At 69.6% G+C, this 5,042-nt stretch carries 4 protein-coding genes; all 4 read left to right on the top strand.

Going from position 1 to position 5,042, the window contains the following annotated elements:
* A partial coding sequence (locus ACIKT0_RS12740; RefSeq protein ID WP_407105701.1) for a UDP-N-acetylmuramoylalanyl-D-glutamyl-2,6-diaminopimelate--D-alanyl-D-alanine ligase occupies nt 1-1,142 on the top strand: 1,142 nt, incomplete at its 5' end.
* Nucleotides 1,143-1,146: 4 nt separating this feature from the next.
* Nucleotides 1,147-2,268, top strand: coding sequence for a phospho-N-acetylmuramoyl-pentapeptide-transferase (gene mraY, locus ACIKT0_RS12735; RefSeq protein WP_407105700.1), 1,122 nt, complete (start codon nt 1,147-1,149; stop codon nt 2,266-2,268).
* A gap of 213 nt (nt 2,269-2,481) precedes the next feature.
* Nucleotides 2,482-3,792 carry a UDP-N-acetylmuramoyl-L-alanine--D-glutamate ligase gene (gene murD, locus ACIKT0_RS12730; protein ID WP_407105699.1) on the top strand — a complete coding sequence of 437 codons (1,311 nt, stop codon included), beginning with the start codon at nt 2,482-2,484 and terminating at the stop codon, nt 3,790-3,792.
* 93 nt (nt 3,793-3,885) lie between these two features.
* Nucleotides 3,886-5,042: putative lipid II flippase FtsW (gene ftsW / locus ACIKT0_RS12725; protein ID WP_407105697.1), on the top strand; the 1,157-nt coding region annotated here is incomplete at its 3' end.

Below are 5,042 nucleotides of genomic sequence, written 5' to 3'. Positions count from 1 at the left end.
CTGCGGCCCGCGCGCGCTCGGAGGCCCGGATCGTGGCTGTGACCGGCTCGGTCGGCAAGACCAGCACCAAGGAGGCGCTGCGCGTCGCCCTCGGCGAGGACGGCCCGACGCACGCGTCCGCCGCCTCCCACAACAATCACTGGGGCGTGCCGCTCACCCTCTCGCGCCTGCCGAAATCCGCCGCCTACGGCGTGTTCGAGATCGGCATGAACCACCCCGACGAGATCAGGCCGCTCACCCGGATGGTGCGCCCGCAAGTCGCGATGGTGATGAACGTCGAGCCCGTCCATCTCGCCGCCTTCCCGAACGTCGAGGCGATCGCCGACGCCAAGGCCGAGATCTTCGAGGGGCTCGTCCCGGGCGGCCACGCCGTCATCAACCGCGACAGCCCGCATTATGAGCGGCTTTGCGCCGCGGCGCGGGCCTGCGGCGCCGAGGTGATGAGCTTCGGCGAGCACGTCACCTCGGATGCGCGGCTCGACCGGGTGGCGCTCAAGGATACCAGCTCCTGCGTGGCCGCCACGATCCTCGGCGAGCCGCTCACCTTCAAGATAGGCGCGCCGGGCCGGCATCTGGTCCAGAACGCGCTCGGCGTGCTGCTGGCCGCGAAGCTGCTCGGCGCCGATCTCGCCCTTGCGGGGCTCGCCCTCGCCAGGTTCGCGCCGCCCGCCGGGCGCGGCCGCCGGCACGAACTGGAGACCCCCACCGGGTCGCTGATCGTCATCGACGAGAGCTACAACGCCAACCCCGCCTCGATGCGTGCGGCGCTCGCGCTGCTGGGCCACACGCCCGTCGCGGCTTCGGGACGTCGCATCGCGGCGCTCGGCGACATGCTCGAGCTCGGCGCCTCCGAGCAGGAGCTGCACGCGGCCGTCGCCGAGGCGGTCACCGCCTCGAAGATCGATCTCGTCTACACCGCCGGTCCGCTGATGCGGGCGCTCCATGACGCGTTGCCCGCCCAGCGGCGGGGTGCCTGGGCGCCGACGGCGGCCGAGCTCGAACCCATCCTCCTGCAGAGCGTGCGCGGCGGCGACGCCGTCATGATCAAGGGGTCGAACAGCTCCCGCATGGGCCCGCTGGTCTCCTCGCTCTGCGCCCGCTTCGCGCCGCTCTCGGCCGACGAAACCACCTCGGCCGAGTGAACCGATGCTGACCTTTCTAGCCGACCTCTCGGGCGTCGTTCCGGGGTTCAACATCTTCCGCTACATCACGTTCCGCACCGGCGGCGCGGTGATGACGGCAGCTCTGTTCGTCTTTCTGTTCGGCCCCTGGATCATCGACCAGCTGCGCCTCAAGCAGGGCAAGGGCCAGCCGATCCGCGCCGACGGCCCTCAGTCGCACCTGCTGAAGCGGGGCACGCCCACCATGGGCGGGCTGATGATCCTGTCGAGCCTGATCGTCACGACCCTGCTGTGGGGCAATCTCACCAACCCCTATGTCTGGATCGTGCTGTTCGTGACCATCGGCTTCGGCGCGATCGGCTTCTACGACGACTACCTCAAGGTCACGAAGCAGAGCCACGCCGGTTATTCGGGCAAGATGCGGCTCGCGCTCGAGGTCGCGATCGCGGTGATCGCCGTCTATCTGATCGCCGTCGCGGGCCAGCCGGCTTCGTTCAATTCCCCGAACCTGCCGTTCCTCGACCTCGGCTTCTCGACCTCGCTCGCGTTCCCGTTCCTGAAGAACTTCCTGCTCGATCTCGGCTGGCTGTTCCTGGCTTTCGGGGCGCTCGTCGTCGTCGGCTCCGGCAACGCCGTGAACCTGACCGATGGCCTCGACGGGCTCGCCATCGTGCCGGTGATGATCGCCGCCGCGAGCTTCGGCTTCATCGCCTATCTGGCCGGCAACGCGGTGTTCGCGGACTACCTCCAGATCCACTTCACGCAAGGCACCGGCGAACTGGCGGTGCTGTGCGGCGCCATGCTCGGCGCGGGCCTCGGCTTCCTCTGGTTCAACGCCCCGCCGGCCCAGATCTTCATGGGCGACACCGGCTCGCTCGCGCTCGGCGGCATGCTTGGCGCGGTCGCGGTGGCGACCAAGCATGAGATCGTGCTCGCGATCATCGGCGGCCTGTTCGTGCTGGAGGCGATCTCGGTGATCGTCCAGGTCGCGTCCTTCAAGCTGACCGGCCGCCGCGTGTTCCGCATGGCGCCCATCCACCATCATTTCGAGCATCTCGGCTGGTCCGAGTCGCAAGTGGTCGTGCGTTTTTGGATCATCGCCGTCGTGCTCGCCCTGATCGGGCTCGCGACGCTCAAGCTGAGGTGAGGGGATGAGCGTACAGATCAGGCGGCGCCAGGGATTTCGCGCGCTGCGCGACGCGGTCTTGCGGATGGCGCCGCAACACAAGGGGATGGGGTTGATCGATTTCGGGGCCACTCGGCAGGACGAGCCGCGTGAGGCGGCGCATCTCGATCCGCGCCTCATGCTCGACGCCTCCGCCCCTTTCCTCTGGATCAATCGCGCACGGCGCCGCTCCTCGTGACGCCTGCGACAGCGTTCAAGGGAAAGCGCGTCGCGGTCTTCGGCCTCGGCGGGTCCGGCCTCGCGACGGTGCGCAGCCTGGTGGCCGGCGGCGCGGAGGTGACGGCGTTCGACGACTCCGCCGCCAGCGTGGAGAAGGCGAGGGCGGAGGGCCTTCCGACCGGCGATCTCCGGGAGGCGGACTTTGCGGGGTTCGACTCGCTGGTGCTGGCGCCCGGGGTCCCGCTCACCCATCCGAAGCCGCACTGGACGGTCGAGCGCGCCAACGCCGCCGGCGTCGAGATCATCGGCGACATCGAGATCTTCTGCCGCGAGCGCCGGGCGATCGCGCCGGGCGCGCCGTTCGTCGCCATCACGGGCACCAACGGCAAATCGACCACCACGGCGCTCACCGCCCATCTGCTGCGCGCGGCCGGCTGGGACGTCCAGATGGGCGGCAATATCGGCGTCGCGATCCTCGCCCTCGAGCCGCCGGCGCCCGGGCGGACGCATGTCATCGAGTGCTCGTCCTACCAGATCGACCTCGCGCCGAGCCTCGATCCCACCGTGGGCGTGATGCTCAACCTCTCCGAGGATCACCTCGAGCGGCACGGCACGATGGAGAATTACGCCGCGATCAAGCAGCGGCTGGTCGCCGGCGCCGGCACGGCCGCCATCGGCCAGGACGACGAACTCTCGCGGGCGATGTCGAGCTCGCTTGAGAGCAACGGCGTAAACGTCGTTCCCATCTCGGAAAACGACCGTCTGGATTTCGCCGGCGCGCGCGCCCTGCGCGGCGCACACAACGTCCAGAACGCAAGCGCAGCGCTGGCCGCCGTGCGCGCGCTCGGAATGCCGGACGAGACCGCCCGGGCCGGGCTGCTGACGTTCCCCGGGCTCGCGCACCGGATGGAGGAGATCCCCGGGCCGGGGCGGGTGGTGTTCATCAACGATTCCAAGGCCACCAACGCCGACAGCGCCGCCAAGGCGCTGGCCTCGTTCCCGCGCGTGTTCTGGATCCTCGGCGGCAAGCCCAAGACGGGCGGCATCGACGCGCTGGTCTCCTTCTTCCCCAGGGTCGAGCGCGCCTATCTGGTCGGCGAGGCCGCGGAAGCGTTCGGCCGCACCCTCGGCGCGCATGACGTGCCGCATGTGATCTCGGAGACGATCGAGCGTGCGGTGGCCGAGGCGACCTCCGACGCGGAGCGCTCCGCGAACGCCGAGCCGGTCGTGCTGTTCTCCCCGGCTTGCGCGTCGTTCGACCAGTTCCGCAATTTCGAGGAACGCGGGGAGGCCTTCCGCAGGGCCGTTCAGGCGCTCGCCGGCTAAGGCCCCGGTCGGATTTCATTAACGCTAACGAATGCATGCTCGCGGAGCGGCCGCCCGGACGGCGGTCGGGCGATGCTCCCGGAGTGACGGCCGATGATCTCCCGCGCTGAACGCACGGTCTTTGGCGAGTGGTGGTGGACGATCGACCGCGGCCTGCTGTTCGCAGTGGGCGCGCTGATGGTGCTCGGCGTCGTGCTGTCGCTCGCGGCGTCTCCGCCCGTGGCCGAGCGGATCGGCGTCGACATGTTCCATTTCGTCAATCGCCAGGCGCTGTTCCTGCCGCCGGCGATCGTCCTCATGGTCGGCGTCTCGTTCCTGAGCCCGCGGCAGATCCGGCGGCTCGCCTGGATCACCTTCGCAGGCGGGATCGTCCTGCTCACCGCGACGCTGTTCATCGGCACCGAGATCAAGGGCGCCCGGCGGTGGGTCAGCTTCGCCGGGATCGTCGTGCAGCCGTCGGAGTTCGTGAAGCCGGCCTTCATGGTGCTGGCCGCCTGGCTGTTCGCTGAAGGCTCGCAGCGCCGCGACGTCCCGGGCCATCTCCTGTCCGCCGCGCTGCTCGGCTGCGTGCTCAGCCTGCTGGTGCTGCAGCCGGATCTCGGCCAGACCGTGCTCACCACCGTGGTGTGGGGCGCGCTGTTCTTCCTCGCCGGCCTGCCCTGGATCTGGGTCGTCGGGCTCGGCGGCGCGGGCGCGCTCGGGCTGGGGGCGGCCTATGAACTGCTGCCGCACGTGGCGCGCCGCATCGACCGCTTCCTTGATCCCGAGACCGGCGACAACTTCCAGATCCAGAAGGCCACGGAGGCCTTCACCTCGGCGGGCTGGTTCGGCAAGGGGCCGGGCGAGGGCACCGTCAAGCGGATTATCCCGGACGGCCACACCGACTTCATCTTCGCCGTGACGGCGGAGGAGTTCGGCCTGATCTTCTGCATCGCCATCGTGGCGGTCTACGCCTTCATCGTGATGCGCGGGTTGATGCACGCCCGCCGCGAGCAGGACGGCTTCGTCCGGCTCGCCATCGCCGGGCTCTCGATGCTGTTCGGGTTGCAGTCGGCGATCAACATGGCGGTCAACTTGCACATGATGCCCGCCAAGGGCATGACGCTGCCCTTCATCTCCTATGGCGGCTCCTCGATGTTCGCGCTCGCTCTCGGCATGGGCATGCTTCTCGGACTGACGCGGCGGCGGCCGCGGGCCGACACCATCGCGGCTGAGATCGCGCGCCACGCCCGGCGCCAGCAGGCCGCGGC

It is taken from the genome of Hansschlegelia beijingensis (assembly GCF_045505405.1).
In the GTDB taxonomy this organism is placed as follows: Bacteria; Pseudomonadota; Alphaproteobacteria; order Rhizobiales; family Methylopilaceae; genus Methylopila; species Methylopila beijingensis_A.
The sequence above is the reverse complement of the archived record's forward strand: the minus strand, read 5'-3'. Positions and strand labels throughout refer to the sequence as shown.